We start from the raw sequence: 21859 nt of genomic DNA, 5'->3' as shown, positions 1-21859 counted from the left end.
TTGGGACGGTCGCACCACGCGCTTAGGCTAACGGGGGGACCTGAGAACAAGGTGAGGCAGGACAGCAGCGGAGGGAGCGGCCGGATGCGGTGGCGCGCGCTCTTCGGCTCGGCGTTGCTCCTGGTCACGGCGTCGGCGTGCGGTCCGGCGAAGGTGTCGCCCACCGACTCGCTCGTCACCCGGGCGAGTGCCGCGGATCACCTGACCATCGGCATCCGGTTCGACGCGCCGGGGCTGTCGGAGCACACCATCGACGGCCGGTTCGTCGGGTTCGACGTCGATGTCGCGACTTTCGTCGCGAGTGAGCTCGGTGTCCCCGCGAAGGACATCACGTGGCGCGAGACGACGTCGGCGACGCGGGAGACGGACCTCACCTCCGGCGCCGTCGACCTGGTCGTGGCGAGCTACTCGATCACGGACAAGCGCAAGCAGGTCGTGTCGTTCGCCGGCCCGTACTTCACCACCGGGCAGGACCTGCTGGTGCGGCGGACGTCGGCCGACATCGCCGGGCCGGAGGCGCTCAACGGGCGGCGGCTGTGCTCGGTCACCGGGTCGACGCCGGCGCAGCAGGTGAAGGAGAAGTACGCCCAGGCCGTCCAGCTGGTCGAGTACCCGCGGTACTCCGACTGCGTGACCGCGCTGCTCGCCGGGCAGATCGACGCGGTGACCACGGACGCGGTGATCCTGGCCGGCTACGTCGCGCGCGACCCGGAGCTGCTGAAGATCGTCGGGAAGCCGTTCTCGAAGGAGAGCTACGGCATCGGCCTGCGCAAGGACGACACCCAGGGGGTGGCCGCCGTCGACGACGCGATCCGGAAGATGATCTCCTCCGGTGAGTGGCTGCGCTCGCTCAACGCGAACATCGGCCCGTCCGGCTACCAGCTGCCCCCGCCCCCCGAGGTCACCGCGAAGTGAAGCTCCCCGACCTGCCGGTCCGGTCCGTGCTGCCCGACGTCGTCGCCGCGCTGGACGCCCGCGGTGCCGCGGTGCTCGTGGCGCCGCCCGGCACGGGGAAGACGACGCTGGTCCCGCTCGCCCTGGCGGCGGCGACCGAAGGCCGGGTGGTGGTCGCCGAGCCGCGGCGGCTGGCGGCGCGCGCGGCGGCGGCGCGGATGGCGGCTCTGCTGGGTGAGCAGGTCGGCGAGACGGTCGGCTACGCCGTGCGCGGCGACCGGAAGGTGTCCGCGCGGACCCGCATCGAGGTCGTGACGTCGGGGCTGCTGGTGCGGCGCGTGCAGGGCGACCCGGAGCTGCCGGGTGTCTCGACGGTGCTGCTCGACGAGTGCCACGAGCGCCATCTGGACGCCGACCTGCTGCTGGCGCTGCTCCTGGACGTCCGCGCCGGGCTGCGCGACGACCTGCGGCTGCTGGCGACGTCGGCGACGGTCGCGTCCGGGCGGCTCGCGGCCCTGCTCGGCGACGCCCCGGTGGTGACGGCGACGGCGCGGACCTACCCGGTGGAGTTCTCGTACGTCCCGCCGGCCCGCGGCGAGCGTGTCGAGGCGTGCGTCGCGCGAGCGGTGCGAACGGCGTTGTCGTCGGGAGACGGCGATGTGCTCGCGTTCCTCCCCGGCGCCGGTGAGATCGCTCGTACTTCGGGGTTGCTTTCTTTGTCCGAATTGGACGATGTGGACGTGCTCCCGCTGCACGGCCGGTTGTCGGCGGCGCACCAGGACGACGCGCTGCGCCCGCGCGACCGGCGCCGGGTGGTGCTGGCGACGGCGGTGGCGGAGTCGAGCCTGACGGTGCCGGGCGTGCGCGCGGTGGTCGACTCGGGACTGGCCCGGGTGCCGCGCGTCGACCACCGGCGCGGGCTGCCAGGGCTGGCGACGGTCCGCGTATCGGCGGCGGTGGCCGCGCAACGTTCCGGCCGCGCGGGGCGCGAGGCGCCGGGCCGGGCGTACCGCTGCTGGGCCGAGCACGAGCAGGCGACGCTGCCGCCGTACCCCGAGCCGGAAATCCGCACGGCCGAGCTGGCCCGGCTGGCATTGGAGCTGGCGTGCTGGTCGACGCCGGACGGCAGCGGGCTCGCCTGGTGGGACCCACCGGGCGAAGGAGCCCTCTCCGCGGGCCGGGCCCTGCTGGTGACGCTGGGCGCGACGTCCCCGGACGGCACGGTGACCCCTCGCGGACGGCGGATGGCCGAACTGGGCCTGCACCCGCGGCTGGCCCGCGCGCTCCTGGACGGTTCTTCTGAGGTCGGCGCCCGCAACGCGGCCGAGGTGGTGGCACTGCTGGACGCGGGCGCGACGCTGACGGACGTGGCCGCGGAGCTGCGCCGCCTCCGCTCGGCGCGTGACGAGGGATCGCGGCGCTGGAAGCGGGAGGCCCAGCGGCTGGAGAGGCTGGTTTCGGGCGAGGCCGATCGTTCCCTTTCGACCGGCAGTTCCGGCCCCCATCACGCGAGTTCCGGCTTCAATCACGCGAGTTCCGCCCGCGATCACGCGAGTTCCGTGCCCACGTCCGGCGGCCGCCGCCCCGATCCCGCGCTCGTCGTCGCCCTGGCCCACCCCGAGCGGCTCGCCAAGCGGCGGCCCGGCGGCGCGCCCGTCTACCTGATGGCCGGCGGCACCGCCGCCGAACTCCCGCCCGGCAGCGGCCTCGACGCCGAGTGGCTGGCGATCGCCGAAGCCACCCGCGATCCCGGCCGCGTCCACGGCACCATCCGGCTCGCCGCGGCCGCCGACGAAACCCTCGCCGTCCGCACCGGCCAGGTGTCCGAAGTGGACGAAGTCGCCTGGGACGGCGATGTCGTCGCCCGGCGCGTCCGCAAGCTCGGCGCCATCGTCCTGTCCGAGAAACCGCTCGAGCACGCCGACGTCCACGACGCCCTGGTCGCCGGCCTGAAAGCCGAAGGGCTCGGCCTGCTCAAGTGGAGCCAGGACGCGACCCGGCTGCGCGAACGGATGGCCTTCCTGCACCGCGTCCTCGGCCCGCCCTGGCCGCCGGTGGACGACGCCGCGCTGCTGTCCGATGTGGACAGCTGGCTGGACCTCGGCGCCGCCCGCCGGAAGGCCGACCTGGCCACGATCAACGCGGGCACCGCGCTGAAGGCTCTCCTCCCCTGGCCGGAAGCGGCGAAGCTCGACGATCTCGCCCCGGACCGCCTCGAAGTGCCGTCGGGCTCGCACATCCGCGTCGACTACCGCGGCGACCAGCCCGTCCTGGCCGTCAAGCTCCAGGAGACCTTCGGCTGGACCGAAACCCCGGTGCTCGCCGGCGTCCCGGTGGTGCTGCACCTGCTCTCCCCCGCCGGGCGCCCCGCGGCGATCACCGCCGACCTCGCCTCCTTCTGGACGTCCGGCTACCCCGCCGTGCGCGCCGACCTGCGCGGCCGCTACCCCAAGCACCCCTGGCCGGAGGACCCGGCCGGCGCCGTCCCGACCCGGCACACCCGCCGCCGCACCTGACGAAAGTCGGGGGCGGCCCGCGACGGTCGTCCGATGCCCGCGCGCCCCCGCGGACCGCAGACTCGACGCATGATCACACTCAGGGGACTCACGAAACGCTACGGGGAGAAGACCGTCGTCGACGCGCTCACCTGCGACGTCGCACCCGGCCAGGTGACCGGGTTCCTCGGCCCCAACGGCGCCGGGAAGTCGACGACCATGCGGATGGCCGTCGGGCTCGACCACCCGCAGGCGGGCGAGGCCCTGGTCGGCGGGCGGCGCTACGCCGAGCTGCGGCACCCGCTGCGCGAGGTCGGCGCCCTGCTCGACGCCAAGGCCCTGCACCCGGGCCGCAGCGCCGGGAAGCACCTGCTGGCCATGGCCCGCAGCAACGGCATCGCGGCGGGCCGGGTCGAGGAGGTGCTGGCGACCGTCGGGCTGTCCGACGTCGCCGGCAAGCGGGCCGGCCAGTTCTCGCTCGGCATGGGCCAGCGGCTGGGCATCGCGGGAGCGCTGCTGGGCGACCCGGGGGTGCTGCTGTTCGACGAGCCGGTCAACGGCCTCGACCCGGACGGCGTCCGCTGGGTCCGGCAGCTGATGCGCTCGCTGGCGGCCGAGGGGCGGACGGTGTTCGTCTCCAGCCACCTGATGAGCGAGATGCAGCTGACGGCCGACCACCTCATCGTGATCGGCAAGGGCAAGCTGCTGGCCGACGCCCCGGTGGCGGAGTTCATCGCGGGCAATTCCCGGACGACGGTCTCGATCCGCGTCCCGGCCGACGGCGAGCGCTCCGCGCTGGACGCGCGGCTGCGCGCCGAGGGCGGCCTGACGCACCCCGGCGAACCGGGTGAGCTGGTGGTGGACGGCATCGACGTCACGCGCGTCGGCGACCTGGTGCACGAGCTGGGGATCCGCGTGCACGGGCTCGCCGAGCGGACGGCGTCGCTCGAGCAGGCGTACATGGAACTGACGGCATCTTCGGTGGAATACGGGGTTTCGGCATGACGGCGACGGCGACGGCGACGGCTTCGGCTTCGGCTTCGGCTTCGGCTTCGGTGGAGGTGCGCGGCGGCGGCCTGCCGGGCGCGGTGGCGGCGGAGTGGACGAAGTTCTGGTCGGTCCGGGCGACGTGGTGGAGCCTGGTGGGCGCGACGGCGCTGATGCTGGGCTACAGCGCGCTGTCGGCGATCGCCCAGCGCTACGAAGACGACCACCCGCTGGGCGCGCACACGATCGCCATCGGCGGCGGGTTCTACCTGGCGCAGTTCGCGCTGATCGCGATGGCAACGCTGTCCGTGACGAGCGAGTACGCGAGCGGCGGCATCCGGTCGACGCTGTTGTGGACCCCGGTGCGCGGCCGAGTGGTGCTGGCGAAGGCGGCGGTGCTCCTGCCGGTCCTGTTCGCGCACGGAGTACTGCTGTCGTGTGCGGGAACGGCCCTGGCGAGCGCGGTGATGAACGGCCACGGCCTGCCGACGACGTTTTCGGCGGCGACCACGGCAGCCTTGGGCATGGGCGGCTACTTCGCGCTGCTGGGCCTGCTGTGCACGGGCTTCGGCTGGGCGTTGCGCAGCGCGGCCGGGACACTGGTGTCGGTGATCGTGCTGCTGGTCCCGGTGCCGCTGATCGTGGCGTCGCTGGGCCTGCCGGAGCTGACGTCGTACTTCCCGGCCATCGCGGGCATCAACGCAATGGTCGAGGCGGGCCAGCCGAATCCGGTGACGATGTCACCGGCACCGTACGCACCATGGGTGGGCTTGGTGATCTGCGCAGCCTGGACCACGGCGGCACTCTTGACGGGCGCGGCGGTGTTGCGCCGCCGGGACGCCTGACCGAACCCCCCGCCCTCTCCGGCAGAGGTCCGGCAAGTCGGAGGGCCCTTTCAGGTGGCTGACCGGCGTGAGCGGCAGGCGGCCGCCCGGACCTGCACCCCGCCCGGACCTCCCCGCCGCCTCGATCCGAAGCCGAAACACGGCCGGCAGTGCCGGGTCAAGGCACGCTTTCCCGTCTTGACGCGGTACTGCCGGCCGTAGTCACAATCCCGGCTTCGGGCACCCACCTGCCCGTCGGCCGAAGAGACCCGGGCCAGCTCCACCTTCGACCGGGAGATGCACCAACCGGCGCGCATGCGATTTTTGCCGCAGGCCAGGCCCCCAGGAGACCCAGACATCCCCCGCCCTCTCCGGGGGGCTGCCCCAGGTCCAGTCTATCGGGCCCGCCCGACACAACCCGGAAAATGCCCCAGCCGAGGCCCGGTTGTCCACACCCCCTCGGGAATGTGGATCACCGGGCCGACGTCACTCCACGCCGATCCCCGCCAGGATCTCCCGGGCGCTCGCCACCAGCGACTCGAACGAAGGCGGCGCCAACGATCCCGTTCCCGCCAGCGCCCCGAAGATCGTCCCCTCCATCCAGTCCACCACCACCCTCGCGTGCCGCACCGGGTCGGTCGATCCGGCCGCTTCCAGCACCTCGGCCGCGTGCTGGCGGATCTGCAAACCACCCTCGTCGTACGCCGCTCGCAACTCCGGGCGCCGCGTTGCCTCCAGTGCGAACTCGTAGCGCGCCAACATCCGCGTGCGCCCCGTGGTGATCGCCTTGAACGCATACCCCGCGATGAACTCCGCCAAGGACCCCGACGACCGCGGCGGAGCCTGGTCCAGCACCACGATCCGGGCGATGGTCAGCTCCAGCAGCGCCGCCCGCGTGCGCGCGTAGTACGACGTCGAGCCCACCGGCAGGCCCGCCGCGCGGTCCACCGCCCGGTGGGTCAGGCCGCGCATGCCCTCTGCCGCGATCACCGCAATCGCCGCGTCGCCGATCACCTCAACACGCTCCACCAACCGCACTCTACAGGTGTAGAGTGCTCTACAGATGTAGAGGAGGGACCATGCACGCGATAGTGGTCGGCGGCGGGATCGGCGGCCTGGCGGCGGCCGCGGGGCTGCACCGGGTCGGCTGGACGGTCACCGTGCTCGAGAAAGCACCCGAGTTCGGCGATGTCGGCGCCGGGATCTCGCTCTGGCCCAACGCCCTGCGCAGCCTCGACGAACTCGGCGTCGACCTCGGCGACCGCCTGGCCCTCCAAACCGACGGCGGCTTCCGCGACCGGCGCGGCCGCCGGATCACCCGGTTCGACAGCGCCGAATTCACCCGGCGGCACGGGCGGCCGCTCGGTGCGATCCACCGGCGGGACCTCATCGCCGCCCTGCGGGAAGCCGTCCCGGCGGAAAGCCTGAAGACCGGCGCCGAAGTCACCGAAGTGCGCGAAGACGGCTTGGTCCGTGTCGGCAGCGAAGAGCTGCGCGCCGACCTCGTCGTCGCGGCCGACGGCATCCACAGCCGGGTCCGCCACGCGCTCTTCCCGCACCACCCGGAGCCCGTTCACACCGGCAGCACCGCGTTCCGCGGTGTCGCACACCTCCCCGGCGCCGGCCTGAGCACGAGCTTCGACCGCGGCACCGAGGTCGGCGTCCTCCCGCTCACCGGCGGCGACGTCTACTGGTGGATCTCCACCCTCGCCGCACCGGGCACCGCCGAAACCGACCTCGAACCGGCCTTCGAGGGCTGGCACGACCCGATCCCCGCCCTCCTCGCCGCCACCCCACCCGAAGCCGTGCTGCACCACGACCTCTACTACCTGGGCACGCCCCTGAAGACCTACACCCGCGGCCGGATCGCGCTGCTCGGCGACGCCGCGCACGCCATGCCGCCGTTCCTCGGCCAGGGCGGCTGCCAAGCCATCGAGGACGCCGTCGTGCTCGCCCACGCCGTGTCCACAACGGACACGATCGAAGAAGCCCTCAAGAGCTACGACCGGCAGCGACGGCCCCGCAGCCAGCAGGTCGTCCGCGAGTCCGTCCGGATGGGCAAGCTCGGCCCGCAGCTGACCAACCCGGTCGCGACCGCGCTGCGCACGGCCGTGCTGAAGTGCCTCCCGGCCAAAGCGACGGTCCGCGTCGGCGCGGGCATCACGGGGTGGACGCCGCCGCGTCTCCCCCGACCAGTCCCGCCTCGTACGCGGTGATCGCCGCCTGCACCCGGTTCTTCGCGCCGAGCCGGGTCAGGATGGTGCTCACGTGCGCCTTCACCGTGCCCTCGACGACGAACATCTTCGCCGCGATGTCCGCATTGGACAGTCCGGAACCCAGCAGCGTCAGCACTTCACGCTCACGCGGGGTCAACGAGGCGATCCGCTCGCGGGCCGCGGCGGCGCGCGCCAGCTGCCCGCCGGACAGCCGGGCAATCACCCGCTGCGCCACCTTCGGCGAGAGGAACGCGGCCCCGCCGGCCACGGCGTGGATGCCGGCGAGGAGCTCGCGCGGATCGCCCGACTTCAGCAGGAACCCGCTGGCGCCGAGGCCTAGCGCGCGCTCGATGTAGTCGTCCTCACCGAACGTGGTCAGCATGATCACACCGGTCGCGGGCAGCAGGCGGCGGATCTCGGCGGCCGCGCCGAGGCCGTCCAGCCCCGGCATCCGGATATCCAGCAGCACGACGTCGGGGTGGGTGGCCAACACCCGGGAAACCGCTTCCCGGCCGTCGGCGGCTTCGGCGACGACCTCGATCCCGGTATCCGCGGCGAGGATCGCCGCCACCCCCGCCCGCATCATCGCTTCGTCGTCGGCCAGCACGACCCTGATCACGGCGCCCCCTCGGCGAACTCGTCCTTGGCGACCAGCTTTCCATCGGCGAAACACAGCCGGTAGGCGGCGTAGTCGTTGTCGAGCCAGGGCCGCCCGGTGCCGTAGTACTCGCACGCGACACCGGGCACCGCCGGCCTCGGCGGCTCGCCCCGCTCCGGCCGGGCGATGCGCTCACGCTCGGGCAGCTGCGGCGCCACCTCGGCCCGCGGCTGCCCGATCCGCAGCCGCTCGTAGAGCCCGGCGGGCAGCTCCGAAGAGTTCCACTGGTAGAGGAACGCGATCCCGGCGACCGCGAGCACCATCGCGAACAGCACCAGCGGCACGGCGACGGCCTGGATCAGGCTGCGCCGCACGTCGCGCCGGGCCAGCTCCAGCGCCCGGGCCGACGTCGGCTCCCCGATCCCGTCGTCGGGGTGCGCCGGCAGTTCGACCGGCGCGGCGTCGTGCGGCAGCGTCGCGGTGACGGCGAACCCGCCGCCGTCGGGGCCGGCCCGCAGCGTGCCACCGACGAGCCGGACGCGCTCGCGCAGGCCGATCAGCCCGACGTGCCCGGACGCGGCCCCGGGCAACGGCCCGGCGGGCGGCGGCGCGTTGACGACGCTGACGTCGGTCCGCGCGCCGGTACCGGCCACCCGGACGGTGACGGCGGCGCCCGGCGCGTGCTTCGCCACGTTCGTCAGGGATTCCTGCACCACGCGGTAAGCGGCGCGAGCCACCATCGGCGGCGCGTCCGCGAGGTCCACTGTGGACTCGATGAGCAGCCCGGACGCCCGGGCCCGCGAAACCAGCTCGCCGAGGTCGCCCTGCACCGGTTCGACCGGCGCGGCGTCCTGGCGCAGCACGCCGATGATCTCGCGCAGCCGCTCGGTCGCGGACGCGGCGCTGGTCCGCAGCTGCGCGGCGGCGGCGCGCTGGGCGTCGTCGAGCCCGCCGGCCACCTCGAGCGCGGCGGCCCGGACGGCGATCAAGCTCAGCTCGTGCCCCAGCGAATCGTGCATGTCGCTGGCGATCCGCGCACGCTCGCGCAGCCGGGCCTGCTCGGCGACCAGCCGCTGCCGGCTCTCCATCTCCTCGGCCCGGCGCCAGCCGGTGCGGGCGAGTTCGCCGCGGACGCGCACGTACCGGCCGAGCAACCACGGCGACAGCCCGGCGAAGACGAGGATCGCCACCATCGCGGCCCAGTCGCCGAGGCCGTCCGGCCCGACCAGCAGGGAGAGCGGCAGGCCGACGATCGTGACGGCGACGCCGATCAGCACGCCCGGCCGGGCCCGCGCCATCCGCAGCCCGGCCTGGTAGCTCATCGCGACCAGGACGAAGACCACCCAGACGGGCACGTGATCGCCGAAGGGGAACGTCACCGCGAGCGCACCGGCCAGCGCGATGCCCAGCGAGACGACGGGGAACCGCCGGGCCGTGGCCACTGAGCCCAACACGACGGCGAGACCACCAGCGACTTCCCACACGGACCGGGTGTTCACAGTGTCCGACACGACGCTGTACGCGAGAACCAGCCCGAGGAGCACGTCGAACACCACGCGCCACCTGCGCTTCGTCACCGTCCGCACGACATCGAAGCTACAAGCCGTGACGGCGGGCGACCACTGCCGAAAGTCAACCCTTCACCGTGTGCACGAACGTCAGGGCCTGCGGCCAGGAAAGGCCGAGCCACACATTTGTGAGCAGTGCTCTTCAAGCTGAGCATTGCTCGCGGCAACTAGCGAGCAGTGCTCTCGCTTTGGAGCACCGCAACGGGACTGATTGCGAGCAGTGCTCTCGAAGCCGGCCATCGCGCGCCGCAGTATGTGAGCAGCGCTCTCGAAGATGAGCACTGCACGCCGCGAAGCGAGAGCAGCGCTCTGAACCAGGAGCGCCGCTCGATCCTCGACCAGAAGCCGCCACTCCGGCCAGGTCAGCCGAGCCAGAGAGGTCGCCGACACGGACAGGGGTCGGCTTGGTGCGCATATCCGCGCAGCGGCGCCCGCCGTGTTGCATGATGATCCATCATGGCCGAGCGCACACTCGCCGACCAGTTGGGCGGCTACCTCCCCGAAGGCATCGAGGCCCTCGAAGAGCACGAGCGGCAGGACCTCGCCGACGCCCTGCGCGACGCGCGCAGGCGGCAGGCGAAAGCGCTCGCCGAAGCGGGCGAAGAAGGCCTCCGGTACGTCCCCGCGCTGCTGCGCGGCGCGGTCCGGAAGGCAGTCGGCCTGTGACACCCGCGAAGCGGACCGCGGAGAACCACGCGGCCGAGGCCGAGATCCTGAAGCTGGCCCGCGTCCTCGACGTCGAGCCCGCGCGGCTCGGCTACCTCGCCCGCGTCGACGCCGACGACCTGCAGGCCTTCCGCGAGCAGGTCACCGACACGCTGTTCGACGCCAACGCGGCCGCGCTGCAGCGGATGGCACTGGCCGCGCGGGTCGTGCCGGTCGGGGTGCTCGCCAAGATCGCCGAAAAGGTGTTCGGCCCGCTGCTGTGCGCCCGGATCGCCGGGCTGGTCGACGTCTCGCGCGGCGTCGACGTCGCCAAGCGGCTCAGCCCGCGCTTCCTCGCCGAGGTGGCCGCGGAACTCGACCCGCGGCGGGCGAGCGCGATCATCAGCCGGATCCCCCTCGACACCGTCCTCGCCGTCGCCGGCGAACTGGCGCGCAAGGAAGACTGGATCACCCTCGGCCGGTTCGTCGGCCACCTGCCCGACCTCACCGTGCGGCGGGCCCTGGAGCAGATCGACGACCCGGCGCTGCTGCGGATCGCGTTCGTGCTCGACGACAAGCGCCGCATCGACCACGTCGTCGGCCTGCTCCCCGCGCACCGGCTCGGCCGGCTGGTGACCGCGGCGAGCGCCGACGAAGACCTCTGGACACCGGCGCTCGACCTGCTGACCCACCTGGGCGAGGCGCGGCGCGCCACGCTGAAACCGCTGCTCTCCGGCCTGCCCGACGGCTTCCGCGACCGCGTTCAGGCGACGATCAAGTAGATCCCGTAGCCGACGATCGCCGCGCAGGCGGCGAAGCAGACGACCGCGCCGGCCAGCGGCCCGGTGCCCGCGGCACCCGACTCGCGCGCGGCGTCACGCTGGGAGAGCCCCACCACCCCGAAGGAGAAGAGGCTCGTCAGCACGACGACGGCACCCAGCGCGACCAGGAAAACCAGACCGAGAGAACCCCAATCGATGTGCACGGCGCTCCTCAGGCGTTGGCCGGCTGGACGGCCGGCTCGGACTCGGCGATGGAGTGGGCGTTGACCGGGTTCCGCTTCGACGCGAGCCAGATGCCCAGTGCGACGACGACCCCGGCCAGCCCGACCAGCACGGTGCCCCAGGTCCCGAGCGTCGAGACCTCGGCGGCGAGCGCGCCGACGATCGCGGCGGCGGGCAGCGTCAGCGCCCAGGCGAGCACCATCCGGCCCGCGACGCCCCAGCGGACTTCGGCGAGCTTGCGGCCGAGCCCGGAGCCGATGATGCCGCCCGAGCAGACGTGCGTGGTGGACAGCGCGAAGCCGAGGTGCGCCGAGGTGAGGATGACCGCCGCGGCGCTGGTTTCGGCCGCGAACCCTTGCGGCGTCTGGATCTCGGTCAGCTTCTTGCCCATGGTCTGGATGATCCGCCAGCCGCCGAGGTAGGTGCCGAGCGCGATCGCGGTGCCGGCGGTGAGGATCACCCAGAGCGGCGGGCCCGAGTTCGGCGCGAGCGAGCCGGACGCGATCAGCGTCAGCGTGATGACGCCCATGGTCTTCTGCGCGTCGTTCGTACCGTGCGCGAGCGACACGAGTGACGCCGAGGCGATCTGGCCCGCCTTGAACGTGCGGCCCACCGTGTCCCGCTTCGCCCGTGCGGTGATCCGGTAGACGAGGAAGGTGCCCAGCGTCGCGACGATCCCGGCGACGATCGGCGAGGCGAGCGCCGGGATCAGCACCTTCTCGACGACCTTCCCGAAGTGGACGGCGTCGGAGCCCGAGGCGATCCAGGTCGCGCCGATCAGCCCGCCGAACAGCGCGTGCGACGAACTCGACGGCAGCCCGATCAGCCAGGTCACCAGGTTCCACACGATGGCGCCGACGAGCCCGGCGAAGATGATCACCGGGGTCACCTTGGTGTCGTCGACGATGCCGCCGGAGATCGTCTTGGCGACCTCGACCGAGAGGAACGCGCCGACGAGGTTCAGCACGGCCGAAACGGCGACGGCGACCCTCGGTTTGAGCGCCCCGGTGGCGATGGAGGTGGCCATCGCGTTGGCGGTGTCGTGGAAGCCGTTGGTGAAGTCGAAGGCCAGCGCGGCCACGATCACCACCAGCACGATCAGCGAAAAGTCCATGGCGGCCCACTTTCGTAGCTGTTCGTTAGCAACGCTACTGATCGACAGGAACCGCTCCGATCCCTGTCGTGTGACGGCTTACTGAACTCTGCATGAACCGGGGTGGGGTAAACCCCACCCCGATTCGGTGGTTTGACCCAATGCGCCCGCCCGTGCCGCCCGGAATCCTCGAAACCGGGCGAAAGGGGCCACGATGAACAAGCTGGGGTGGGCGGTCGCCGCGACGGCGGCGTCGGCGGTGTTGTTCTTCTTCGGCACCGGGCTGGCTCCGGTGCCCGAACTCGCTTGGGCGGCACCGCTGCCGATCCTGCTGCTCGCGCCCCGGATTCCCGGGGTCGCCGCGCTGGCCTGCGCGTTCGTCGCGTACGCCGCGGGCAGCTCGGGCAGCTGGAGCTATTTCTGGCATTCCCTGGCGATCCCGCGGCCCGCCGCGGTCGCGATCCTCGGCGGCAGCGCGCTGTTGTTCGCCCTGGCCACCGGCCTGTTCCGGGTGCTGGTCCGGCGTGGCCACGGCCTGCTGGCGGCGCTCTCCGCGCCGGCGTTGTGGACCGTGGTGCTCTACGGCGTCTCGCTGCTCAACCCGACCGGCGTCATGGACACCCTGATGACGACCCAGGCCGACCGGCCGGCCGTGCTGCGGCTCGCCGCGATCACCGGCGGCTGGGGTGTCGAGTTCCTGGTGCTGTTCGTCCCGGCCGCCGTCGCCGCCGCGCTCGCCCCGCGGGTCCACGGCTTGTCGCGGCTGGCCGGGCTGGTCACCGTCGCGGCCGCCCTGGGCGGGCTGGTCTTCTGGACCACGCCGCCCCTGACCGGGCCGTCGACGCGGGTCGCGCTGGTCGCGCCCGGGCAGAGCCGCTGGGCGGCCGACGTCGCCACGCCGGACGGCCAGGCGCTCGTCCGGTCCTATGTGGACCAGATCGGCCGGCTGCCGGACGGCGTCCGGGCGGTCGTGCTCCCGGAAGCCGCTTTCGCGGTGGACCGGACCAGCCGGCCGCGGCTCGTCGACGCCCTCACCGAAGTCGCCCGCAGCCGGAACCTCGACGTCGTCACCGGCGTCATCGACACGACGCCGGACGGCCGGTTCAACGCCGCACTGGCGATCCCGCCGTCGGGGCCGCCGGTGGAATACCACAAGTGGCACAACGGGGATTCGCCGAACATCACCTCCGGCACCCAGCTCGCGCACTTCGCCGGGATCGGGCTGATGGTGTGCATGGACGTCAACTTCGCCGACCCCAGCAGCGACTACGGCAGGGCCGGCACCGGCCTGGTGCTCATCCCGGCGTCCGACGAAGACGTCGACGGCTGGGCACACAGCCGCACGGCGCTGATCCGCGGCGTCGAGAACGGCTTCTCGGTGGCGTGGAGCGCGACCCGCGGGACGCCGATGCTCTCGGACGCACGCGGTCACGTCCTGGCCGACGCCCACACCGGCGGCCGCCCGTTCACCGTGGTCGTCGCCGACGTCCCGATCGGCCCGGGCAAGACGCCGTACGCCCGCTTCGGCGACTGGTTCGCGTGGCTGTGCGGGCTGGTCGCGCTGACCGGCCTGGTGGTGACGGCCCGTCGGCCGTCGTTGTCACCCGTCACAACGAACACGGGTCAACTCTGAGCGTTTTCCCAGGTCGTCTCCAGCGACATGTGACCGATCATGATCTGCGTCACGTACTGACGGGTAACTGGAGGCAACGGAATGCGGGTCACCAACGGCGGTGTCAAGCGAACCCTGGCCGTGCTCACCGCGGCGCTCACCTTCGGCGCGGTCGCGCCGTCGGTCGCGGAAGCGGCCCCGAGCAGCGGCTGGAACGACTGGGGCTGCCGTCCGTCGGCCGCGCACCCGGAGCCCGTCGTGCTGGTGCACGGCCTCGGCGCGAACGACACCGTCAACTGGTTCTTCCACGCGCCGAAGATCGCCGACCAGGGCTACTGCGTCTTCTCGCTGACGTACGGCACCGGCGTCCTCGGCCCGGGTGTCGGCGGGCTCGCGTCCATGCGAGACAGCGCGGCTCAGCTCGGCCGGTTCGTCGACCGGGTCCGCTCCACGACCGGAGCGGCGAAGGTCGACATCGTCGGCCACTCCGAGGGCAGCACGATGCCGGCGTACTACCTGAAGTTCGGCGGCGGCGCGGCCAAGGTCGCCCACTTCGTCGGCTTCGGCGCCAACTACCGCGGGACGACCCTCGGCGGCCTCGGCGCGCTGGCCAAGGCCCTGCTCACGTCCGTGCCGGGCCTCGGCGCGGTCCTGCGCACGGCGTGCGGCGCGTGCTCGGAGTACCTGGCACCCTCGGCCTTCTTGGACGACCTCGCCCGCGGCGGCGTCCACGTCCCCGGCCCGGCGTACACGAGCATCGTGAGCAAGTACGACGAGGTCGTGACGCCCTACACGAGCGGGATCCTCGGCGAGCCGGGCACGACGGACATCGTGCTGCAGGACTTCTGCCCGTCCGACGCGTCGGGCCACCTCGGCCAGGCGATCGACCCGAACGTCACCGGGCTGATCCTGCACGCCCTCGACGAGAGCTACGCGCCGGCGTGTACGCCGTTCACGTTGCCGCTGTGAGCGGGTTCTGCCCCAGCTTTCGACGTCAGCGCACGCGCTCCCCGGCGCGCCACACCATGTTCGTCAGCGGCACCCCGGGCCGGTAAGCCAGGTGCGTCACCGAAGGCGCGTCGAGCACGTGGACGTCCGCCCGCGCGCCGGGGCGCAGCACGCCCACGTCCGCACGCCGCAGCGCCTGCGCGCCGCCCGCCGTCGCGGCCCAGACGGCCTCCTCGATCGTCATGCGCATCTGCAGCACCGCTGTCGCAACGCAGAACGCCATCGACGTCGTGTACGAGCTGCCCGGGTTGGCGTTGCTGGCCAGCGCCACCTTCGCGCCCGCGTCGAGCAGCCGCCGCGCCGGGGCCAGGGCCTGACGGGTCGACAAGTCGCACGCGGGCAGCAAAGTCGCCACCGTCTCGGACGCCGCGAGCGCTTCGACGTCGGCGTCCGCGAGGTAGGTGCAGTGGTCGACGCTCGCCGCGCCGAGCTCCACCGCCAGCCGGACACCGGGGCCTTCGCCGAGCTGGTTGCCGTGGACGCGCAGGCCGAGCCCGCGCTCGGCGGCCGCCTTCAGCACCCGTGCCGACTGGGCCTCGTCGAAGGCACCGGTCTCGCAGAACACGTCCGCCCAGCGCACGCTTCCCGCGACGGCGTCGAGCATCTCGCCGCAGACCAGGTCTACATAGGACTCGGCGTCGGCGCCGGGCGGCACGAGGTGCGCGCCGAGGAACGTCACCTCGTCGGCCACCTCGCCGGCGATCCGGGCGCTGCGGGCTTCGTCCGCGACCGTGAGCCCGTAGCCCGTCTTGGTCTCCAGGCACGTCGTACCCTGCCGGGCCGCCTCGTCGACGTGGCGGCGCAGGTTCGCCGCCAGCTCCTCGTCGGACGCCTCCCGCGTCGCCCCGACCGTGATCGCGATTCCGCCAGCGGTGTAGGGCTTTCCGGCCATCCGCGCCTCGAACTCGGCGGTGCGGTCGCCGGCGAACACGAGGTGCGTGTGGCTGTCGACCCAGCCGGGCAGCACCGCGCGCCCTTCGACGTCGACGCGTTCGTCGGCGGCCGGTGCCTCCTTCGCCGGACCCACCCAGGCGACGCGCGACCCGTCCAGTACCAAGGCCGCGTCGGTCAGCCGGCCCAGCGCCGGGTCGTTGGTGGTGAGTTCGCCGATCCCCGTGATCAGGACTGCCACAGTGCCTCGATCTCCTTCGCCAGCACGGTTTCCGGTCGGTCGACGAGCAGGTGCGCGCCGTCGCGCACGACCTCGCGGCCGGCGACGACGACGTGCCGGACGTCGGCGCCGGAAGCCGCGAACAGGACCCCGGACGGCTCGATCCCGGCCGTCCGCACGGTATCCAGGGCCACCGTGACGAGGTCCGCGCCCGCCCCCTCGGCGAGCGCACCGACCTCGTCCCACCCGATCGCCGCGTGGTCGGTGCCCGCTTCGAGGAGTTCTCCGGCGCTGAACCGGCCACGTTCCTCGCTGGCCAGCCGGTCGTCCAGCTCCAGCGCGCGGGTCTCTTCGAACGCGTCGACGACGGCGTTGCTGTCACTGCCGATGCCCAGCCGCACCCCGGCGTCCCGCAGCGCGCGGGCCGGGCCGATGCCGTCGCCGAGGTCGCGTTCGGTGGTCGGGCAGAAGCACGCCCCGACCCGGAACTCGCCGAGCAGGCGCACGTCCCGGTCGGTGAGGTGGGTCGCGTGGACCGCGGTCAGCCGCTCGTCGAGCACGCCGTGGTCCCACAGCAGTCCGGTCGGGGTGAACCCGGTGGCCGCCTCGCACTGTTCGTTTTCGGCCCGCTGCTCGGAAAGGTGGATGTGCAGCGGCCGGTGCCCCGGTACGCCGTTGTCCACTTCGGACAGCTGGTCCCGGGGCACCGCGCGGACGGAGTGGATCGCTCCGCCGACCCGGAACAGCTCACCTTCCTTCAGCGAAGCGACCCGCGAAGCCCACGCCGACGCCGAGCCGTCGGAGAAGCGCCGCTGCACCTCGTCCGGTTCGACGCCGATGCCCCCGGCCAGGTAGCACGTGTCCAGCAACGTCAGTCGGATCCCGGCGTCGGCCGCGGCCTGCCGCAGCGCCTCGCCCATCGCGTTCGGCTCGGCGTACGGCTTCCCGCCGGGCGCGTGGTGCAGGTAGTGGAACTCGCCGACGCTCGTGTACCCGCCGAGCACCATCTCGGCGTAGACCCCGCGGGCCAGCCGGTAGTACGTGTCGGGGTCGAGCCGCGCGGCCAGCGCGTACATCCGCTCGCGCCACGTCCAGAACGTGCCACGCTCGTGGTGCGTCCGGCCCCGCAGTGCCCGGTGGAAGGCGTGCGAATGCCCGTTCGCGAAGCCCGGCAACGTCAGCCCGGCGAGCACGGTGCCGGACCGCGGCGAGCCGGGTGTCACGCCGGTGATCCGCCCGTCGGCGACGTCGATCCGCACGCCGGCCGAGATCCCGCCCGGCAGGCAGGCCTGCTCGCACCAGAAAACTGTCGGTGCCGCGCGATAGGCTGGAACCGGGGGGCGCCCCCGCGGGCCGGAAGTCGGGTCGGGGGTCGGATTGGGGTTCACTGCGCCAGCCGTTCCAGGGCCGTGGCCAGCGCCTCGGCGCCGGCTTCGACGTCGTCGGCCTCGGCGAACTCCTCCGGCGAGTGGCTGATGCCGGTCGGGTTGCGGACGTAGAGCATCCCGGCCGGGACGAACCCGGCGAGGATGGCCGCGTCGTGCCCGGCGCCGGTGGGCAGCTCCGGCGGCGCGCCGAGCCAGCCGCCGAGGTCACGCCGGAGTGCGTCGTCGAACACGACGTCGCCGGAGTAGGACTCGCGCGTCACCTCGACCCGGCAGCCCTCCTCCTTCGCCGCCTCCGAGGCCGCCCGGCTGATCTCGGCGACCAGCGCCGGCGTGCCTTCGCCGGGCACCCGCGCGTCCAGCCACAGGTCCACAGTGGACGCGATGACGTTGGTCCCGCCGGGGGTCGGCACGAGCCTGCCGACGGTCGCCCGCGCGTCCGGCACCTTCGCGGCCAGCCGCCGGACGGCGGTGACCGTCGCCGCGGCGGGCAGCATCGGGTCCGCGCGGTCGGCCAGCAGCGTCGCCCCGGCGTGGTTGCCCTGCCCCGCGAAGGAGAACCGCCACCGCCCGTGCGCGATCACCGTGCTGCCGACAGCCACCGGCGCACCGAGGTCGATCAGCCCGCGGCCCTGCTCGACGTGCAGCTCGAGGAACTGCCCGATCCGGTCGAGCCGCTCGGCGTCCGGCCCGATCCGCGCCGGGTCGACACCCGCCTTCGCGGCCGCCTCGGCGAACGTCACACCGTCGGCGTCCCGCAGGCCACGCGCCTTGTCGGCGTCGATCGTGCCGGTGAGCAGCCGCGAACCCAGGCAGGGCACCCCGAACCGGCCGCCCTCCTCCTCGGCGAACACCACGACGGCGAGCGGCCGGCGCGGCCGGAACCCCTTGGCCTGCAGGGCCTCGACCGCGGCCAGCGCGCTCACCACCCCGAGCGGGCCGTCGAACGCGCCGCCACCCGGCACCGAATCGAGGTGGCTGCCGGTGACCACGGCGTTGCGGCCCGGCGGCCCCCACCACGCCCAGATGTTGCCGTTGCGGTCGGTCTCGACGTCGAGCCCGAGCCCCAGCGCACGCTCGACGAACCACTCGCGCAGGTCGTGCTCGGGCGCGTCGAAGGCGTGGCGGGAGTAACCACCGCGCTTCGGGTCGCGCCCGACGTCGGCGATCTCGCCCAGCAGCCCGGAGGCGGTCACTCGGCCTCCCGCATCGGCACCCGCACGCCGCGCTCGGCGGCGACGTCGGCCGCGCGGTCGTAACCGGCGTCGACGTGCCGGATGACACCCATGCCCGGGTCGTTGGTGAGCACCCGCTCGAGCTTCTGCGCGGCCAGCGGCGTCCCGTCGGCGACGCTGACCTGGCCGGCGTGGATGGACCGGCCCATGCCGACCCCGCCGCCGTGGTGGATCGACACCCAGCTCGCCCCCGAGGAGGTGTTGACCAGGGCGTTGAGCAGCGGCCAGTCGGCGATCGCGTCGGAGCCGTCGGCCATGCCCTCGGTCTCGCGGTACGGCGAGGCGACGCTGCCGGAGTCGAGGTGATCGCGGCCGATGACGACCGGCGCCTTCAGCTCCCCGCCGGCCACCATCTCGTTGAACCGCAGGCCGGCCAGGTGCCGCTCGCCGTAGCCGAGCCAGCAGATCCGGGCGGGCAGCCCTTGGAACGCCACGCGTTCTCCGGCGAGGCGGATCCAGCGCGCGAGGGATTCGTTTTCCGGGAAAAGTTCCAGCATCGCGCGGTCGGTGGCCGCGATGTCCTCGGGGTCACCCGAGAGCGCCGCCCAGCGGAACGGGCCGTTGCCCTCGCAGAACAGCGGCCGGATGTAGGCGGGCACGAAGCCGGGGAAGTCGAACGCGCGCTCGCAGCCACCGAGCTTGGCCTCGCCGCGCAGGGAGTTGCCGTAGTCGAAGACCTCGGCCCCCTTGTCGAGGAAGCCGAGCATGGCCTCGACGTGGTCGGCCATCGACTCGCGCGAGCGGTCGGTGAACTCGTCGGGCTTCTTGGCCGCGTAGTCGTGCCAGTCGTCGACGCTGACGCCCTTGGGCAGGTAGGAAAGCGGGTCGTGCGCGGACGTCTGGTCGGTGACGATGTCGACCTCGACCCCGCGGCGCAGCAGCTCGGGCAGCACCTCGGCGGCGTTGCCGACGACGCCGACCGAGAGCGGCCGCTTCTCCTGCTTGGCCTTGGTGACCCGGGCGATCGCGTCGTCGAGGTCGTCGGCCACCTCGTCGAGGTAGCGGGTCTCGACGCGGCGGTACGCGCGCTGCGGGTCGCACTCGACGACCAGCGCGACGCCGTCGTTCATGGTCACGGCGAGGGGCTGCGCGCCACCCATGCCGCCGAGGCCGGCGGTCACGGTGAGGGTGCCCCGCAGCGTGCCGCCGAACTTCTTCTTGGCCACCGCGGCGAACGTCTCGTACGTGCCCTGGAGGATGCCCTGGGTGCCGATGTAGATCCACGAACCCGCGGTCATCTGGCCGTACATGGTCAGGCCCTGCTGTTCCAGGCGGCGGAACTCGGGCCAGGTCGCCCAGTCGCCGACCAGGTTCGAGTTCGCGATCAGCACCCGTGGCGCCCACTCGTGCGTGCGGAACACGCCGACCGGCTTGCCCGACTGCACCAGCAACGTCTCGTCGACGTCCAAAGTGGTCAGTTCACGGGTGATGGCGTCGAAGCTGGCCCAGTTGCGGGCGGCCTTGCCGGTGCCGCCGTAGACGACCAGGTCCTCGGGCCGCTCGGCGACCTCGGGGTCGAGGTTGTTGTGGAACATCCGCAGCGCGGCTTCGGTCTGCCACGACTTGGCGGTGAGCTGGGTGCCGCGGGCGGCACGGACGACGCGGGGCTCGTGGTTCATCAGACCTCCAGACGGGCGGCGTCGAGGACGGCGCCGGAGCGGACGAGTTCTTCGGCGGCCGCGATTTCGGGCGCCAGGTGCCGGTCGGGGCCGGGGCCCGCGACCTTCGTGCGGAGCAGGTCACGGACCGCGCCGGTGACCGGCGACGGTTCCAGCGGCGCGCGGAAGTCCAGCGCCCGCGCGGCCGTGAGCAGCTCGATCGCGAGGACGGTGGTCAGGCCGTCGACGGCCTTGCGCAGCTTCCGCGCGGCCGACCACCCCATGGAGACGTGGTCCTCCTGCATCGCGCTGCTCGGGATGGAGTCGACGGACGCCGGCACGGCGAGCCGCTTGAGCTCGCTGACCACGGCGGCCTGGGTGTACTGGGCGATCATGTGGCCGGAGTCGACGCCGGGGTCGTCGGCGAGGAACGGCGGCAGGCCGTGCGAACGCGCCTTGTCGAGCATCCGGTCGGTGCGGCGCTCGGCGATGCTGGCGACGTCGGCGATCGGGATGGCCAGGAAGTCCAGCACGTAGGCGACCGGCGCGCCGTGGAAGTTGCCGTTGGACTCGACCCGGCCGTCGGCGAGGACGACGGGATTGTCCACGGCGGACATCAGCTCGCGCTCGCCGACGAGCTCGGCGTGGGCGAGGCTGTCGCGCGCGGCGCCGTGGACCTGCGGGGCGCAGCGCAGCGAGTAGGCGTCCTGGACGCGGTTGCAGTCGGGGCCGCGGTGGCTTTCGACGATCTTCGAGCCCTGCAGCGCCTGCCACATCCTCGCCGCGGACTTCGCCTGCCCGGGGTGCGGGCGCAGGGCCTGGAGGTCGGCGGCGAAAGCGCGATCGGTGCCGAGCAGCGCCTCCACGCTCATCGCGGCGGTGAGGTCCGCGATGTCGAAGAGCCGGCGCAGGTCGGCGGCGGCGAGCAGGAGCATGCCGAGCATGCCGTCGGTGCCGTTGGTGAGCGCGAGGCCCTCCTTCTCGGCGAGGACGATCGGTTCGATCCCGGACTGCTTCAAAGCCTCGGCGGCGGGCTTCAGCGCACCGGCGTGGAACACCTCACCTTCGCCCATGAGCGCCAGCGCGACGGCGGCCAGCGGCGCGAGGTCACCGGAGCAGCCGAGCGAGCCGTACTCGTGGACGACCGGGGTGATGTCGGCGTTGAGCAGGGCCGCAAGCGTTTGCGCGGTGCCGGGCCGGACACCGGTGTAGCCGCTGGCGAGGGTCCGCAGCCGCAGCAGCATCAGCGCGCGGACGGCCTCGGGCTCGACGGCGGGGCCGGCGCCGGCGGCGTGCGAGCGGATCAGGCTGCGCTGCAGCGCGGTCCGGCTCTCGACGGGGATGTGACGGGTGGCGAGCGCGCCGAAGCCGGTCGAGACGCCGTAGGTGGGCGTGACGGCGTGCGCGAGGTTCTCGATGTGCTGGCGGGTCGCGGCGAGGTTCTTCTCGGCGGCGTCCGTGAGCCCGACGGGCGCGTGCCCGCGGACGACGTCGACGACCTGGGCGGCGGTCAGGGGCTCCGAGCCCAGGAGCACTTTTTCCGGCATGGGCCCATTGGACATCGTCCTTCCTGCTGGTGGGATGCC

19 protein-coding genes are annotated in these 21859 nt (G+C 73.0%); 9 read left to right on the top strand and 10 right to left on the bottom strand.

Annotated elements, in window-relative coordinates:
• The first annotated feature begins 84 nt into the window (after positions 1-84).
• The 4 genes from ACWED2_RS25505 to ACWED2_RS25490 all read left to right on the top strand — a co-directional run bounded on the left by ACWED2_RS25505 (position 85) and on the right by ACWED2_RS25490 (position 5221).
• On the top strand, positions 85-915 hold the full coding sequence (locus ACWED2_RS25505; protein ID WP_449692995.1) for a glutamate ABC transporter substrate-binding protein: 831 nt from the start codon (positions 85-87) through the stop codon (positions 913-915).
• Positions 912-3410 carry an ATP-dependent helicase HrpB gene (gene hrpB / locus ACWED2_RS25500; protein WP_449692994.1) on the top strand — a complete coding sequence of 833 codons (2499 nt, stop codon included), beginning with the start codon at positions 912-914 and terminating at the stop codon, positions 3408-3410. Before ACWED2_RS25505 ends, hrpB begins: the two co-directional genes overlap by 4 nt.
• 69 nt (positions 3411-3479) lie before the next feature.
• On the top strand, positions 3480-4394 hold the full coding sequence (locus ACWED2_RS25495; protein ID WP_449692993.1) for an ATP-binding cassette domain-containing protein: 915 nt from the start codon (positions 3480-3482) through the stop codon (positions 4392-4394).
• Positions 4391-5221, top strand: coding sequence for an ABC transporter permease (locus ACWED2_RS25490; RefSeq protein ID WP_449692992.1), 831 nt, complete (start codon positions 4391-4393; stop codon positions 5219-5221). Before ACWED2_RS25495 ends, ACWED2_RS25490 begins: the two co-directional genes overlap by 4 nt.
• A gap of 465 nt (positions 5222-5686) precedes the next feature.
• On the opposite strand, the gene ACWED2_RS25485 is transcribed toward ACWED2_RS25490, so the two are convergent.
• Positions 5687-6229 carry a TetR/AcrR family transcriptional regulator gene (locus ACWED2_RS25485; protein WP_449692991.1) on the bottom strand — a complete coding sequence of 181 codons (543 nt, stop codon included), beginning with the start codon at positions 6227-6229 and terminating at the stop codon, positions 5687-5689.
• A 50-nt stretch (positions 6230-6279) separates the two neighbouring features.
• On the opposite strand from ACWED2_RS25485, the gene ACWED2_RS25480 reads away from it, so the two are divergent.
• Positions 6280-7416 carry an FAD-dependent monooxygenase gene (locus tag ACWED2_RS25480; protein WP_449692990.1) on the top strand — a complete coding sequence of 379 codons (1137 nt, stop codon included), beginning with the start codon at positions 6280-6282 and terminating at the stop codon, positions 7414-7416.
• On the opposite strand, the gene ACWED2_RS25475 is transcribed toward ACWED2_RS25480, so the two are convergent.
• Positions 7361-8035 (bottom strand): response regulator, encoded by a 675-nt coding sequence (locus tag ACWED2_RS25475; protein ID WP_449692989.1) that lies wholly within the window; start codon positions 8033-8035, stop codon positions 7361-7363. The two genes, ACWED2_RS25480 and ACWED2_RS25475, sit on opposite strands and share 56 nt — an antisense overlap.
• Complete coding sequence (locus ACWED2_RS25470) at positions 8032-9600, bottom strand: sensor histidine kinase (protein ID WP_449692988.1); 1569 nt, start codon at positions 9598-9600, stop codon at positions 8032-8034. The genes ACWED2_RS25475 and ACWED2_RS25470 overlap by 4 nt, the downstream gene beginning before the upstream one ends.
• A gap of 438 nt (positions 9601-10038) precedes the next feature.
• On the opposite strand from ACWED2_RS25470, the gene ACWED2_RS25465 reads away from it, so the two are divergent.
• On the top strand, positions 10039-10248 hold the full coding sequence (locus ACWED2_RS25465) for a hypothetical protein (RefSeq protein WP_003082038.1): 210 nt from the start codon (positions 10039-10041) through the stop codon (positions 10246-10248).
• On the top strand, positions 10245-11009 hold the full coding sequence (locus ACWED2_RS25460) for a hypothetical protein (protein ID WP_449692987.1): 765 nt from the start codon (positions 10245-10247) through the stop codon (positions 11007-11009). The genes ACWED2_RS25465 and ACWED2_RS25460 overlap by 4 nt, the downstream gene beginning before the upstream one ends.
• Here the strand turns inward: ACWED2_RS25460 and ACWED2_RS25455 are convergent.
• Both ACWED2_RS25455 and ACWED2_RS25450 read right to left on the bottom strand, forming a co-directional pair.
• A complete protein-coding gene (locus ACWED2_RS25455; RefSeq protein ID WP_449692986.1) occupies positions 10991-11212 on the bottom strand; it encodes a hypothetical protein in 222 nt (73 codons plus the stop codon). The genes ACWED2_RS25460 and ACWED2_RS25455 overlap by 19 nt on opposite strands.
• A gap of 8 nt (positions 11213-11220) precedes the next feature.
• Positions 11221-12345 carry an anion permease gene (locus tag ACWED2_RS25450; RefSeq protein WP_449692985.1) on the bottom strand — a complete coding sequence of 375 codons (1125 nt, stop codon included), beginning with the start codon at positions 12343-12345 and terminating at the stop codon, positions 11221-11223.
• 193 nt (positions 12346-12538) lie between these two features.
• Here ACWED2_RS25450 and ACWED2_RS25445 point away from each other — a divergent pair, with 193 nt between their 5' ends.
• Together ACWED2_RS25445 and ACWED2_RS25440 are read left to right on the top strand one after the other, a co-directional pair.
• Positions 12539-13957 (top strand): acyltransferase, encoded by a 1419-nt coding sequence (locus ACWED2_RS25445; protein ID WP_449692984.1) that lies wholly within the window; start codon positions 12539-12541, stop codon positions 13955-13957.
• Between the two features lie 81 nt (positions 13958-14038).
• Positions 14039-14905, top strand: a complete 867-nt coding sequence (locus ACWED2_RS25440) for an esterase/lipase family protein (RefSeq protein WP_449692983.1) — start codon at positions 14039-14041, stop codon at positions 14903-14905.
• Between the two features lie 25 nt (positions 14906-14930).
• On the opposite strand, the gene hutI is transcribed toward ACWED2_RS25440, so the two are convergent.
• The 5 genes from hutI to hutH all read right to left on the bottom strand — a co-directional run bounded on the left by hutI (position 14931) and on the right by hutH (position 21820).
• A complete protein-coding gene (hutI, locus tag ACWED2_RS25435) occupies positions 14931-16076 on the bottom strand; it encodes an imidazolonepropionase (protein WP_449692982.1) in 1146 nt (381 codons plus the stop codon).
• A complete protein-coding gene (locus ACWED2_RS25430) occupies positions 16064-17314 on the bottom strand; it encodes a formimidoylglutamate deiminase (RefSeq protein WP_449692981.1) in 1251 nt (416 codons plus the stop codon). The genes hutI and ACWED2_RS25430 overlap by 13 nt, the downstream gene beginning before the upstream one ends.
• A gap of 125 nt (positions 17315-17439) precedes the next feature.
• Positions 17440-18636, bottom strand: a complete 1197-nt coding sequence (locus ACWED2_RS25425) for an allantoate amidohydrolase (protein ID WP_449692980.1) — start codon at positions 18634-18636, stop codon at positions 17440-17442.
• Positions 18633-20294, bottom strand: a complete 1662-nt coding sequence (gene hutU, locus ACWED2_RS25420; protein ID WP_449692979.1) for a urocanate hydratase — start codon at positions 20292-20294, stop codon at positions 18633-18635. The genes ACWED2_RS25425 and hutU overlap by 4 nt, the downstream gene beginning before the upstream one ends.
• Complete coding sequence (hutH, locus tag ACWED2_RS25415; RefSeq protein ID WP_449692978.1) at positions 20294-21820, bottom strand: histidine ammonia-lyase; 1527 nt, start codon at positions 21818-21820, stop codon at positions 20294-20296. Before hutH ends, hutU begins: the two co-directional genes overlap by 1 nt.
• Positions 21821-21859 lie beyond the last annotated feature (39 nt).

The sequence above is a fragment of the Amycolatopsis sp. NPDC005003 genome, from assembly GCF_053600695.1.
This window is presented reverse-complemented; position numbering and strand designations above follow the sequence as displayed.